Genomic DNA, 430 nt, shown 5'->3' with positions numbered 1-430 from the left:
TCGACTTACAGACTGCCGGAGTCTCGTACTCCGGCAGTCTGTGTTTGGGCCCCGCCCCAGTCCAGATTGCCGCGGAGGAGCGCCGTGAGTCGGAGCGGCAGCGCGGTGAGGAGGCCCGGCCACCGACTCCGGACTAGGTGGTCTTTACGGCGGTGCAGACCCATTCGCCGGGGCTCATGTCACCGCTCAGCTTGTCCCAGTCGTGCAGCGGTCGGAAACCTTCGACGCGGACGTCCTGAGGTTCGCCGCTCAAGTGGCGGACTCTGGCCCAGCCCTTGGCTACGACTGTGGGGAGCCGGTTGGGGCGGGTCCCGTACACGGTGACACGTCGGGAGACGAAGCCGGACTTGGTCCAGGTGGCAGGGACGGAGATCTGGTACGAGTCGTATTCGGGCTGTGGGATGTCCATGCAGGTCAGGGTGACATCGGA

The 430-nt window shown here is 65.8% G+C and carries 1 protein-coding gene; it reads right to left on the bottom strand.

Annotated elements, in window-relative coordinates:
* Nucleotides 1–133: 133 nt before the first annotated feature.
* Nucleotides 134–430, bottom strand: a 297-nt coding sequence (locus C3481_RS16675; RefSeq protein ID WP_219817694.1) for a hypothetical protein, incomplete at its 5' end; no start/stop codon positions are given.

It is taken from the genome of Microbacterium sp. Ru50 (assembly GCF_002920555.1).
Taxonomy (GTDB): domain Bacteria; phylum Actinomycetota; class Actinomycetes; order Actinomycetales; family Microbacteriaceae; genus Microbacterium; species Microbacterium arborescens.
The sequence above is the reverse complement of the archived record's forward strand: the minus strand, read 5'-3'. Positions and strand labels throughout refer to the sequence as shown.